Source organism: Stenotrophomonas sp. C3(2023), assembly GCF_032911385.1.
Classification (GTDB): Bacteria; Pseudomonadota; Gammaproteobacteria; order Xanthomonadales; family Xanthomonadaceae; genus Stenotrophomonas.
Genome location: NZ_JAWJLO010000030.1, coordinates 1 through 201 on the forward strand (window position 1 = coordinate 1; position 201 = coordinate 201).

The 201-nt window shown below is 62.7% G+C and carries 1 protein-coding gene; it reads left to right on the top strand.

What is annotated here, in order from left to right; genetic code table 11:
- The coding region (locus tag RZA67_RS16470) for a hypothetical protein (RefSeq protein WP_317214141.1) at positions 1-201 on the top strand (201 nt) is incomplete at both ends.

Genomic DNA, 201 nt, shown 5'->3' on the forward strand with positions numbered 1-201 from the left:
GCGTTCATCGACGACCCGGAGGGGTATCTGTGGGACATGGTCGAGGCACGCCAACAGCATGTCCCCGGCCCGGTTTCCACTATCGATCCTGACCGGATTCTGCGCGAGGGTCGCGTGTATCACTACAGCGACGCCACCGGCTGGTTGGAGCAAAGACAGCTGCGGGCGAGCATTCCGATCGGCGTCGTACCGGTACCGTTA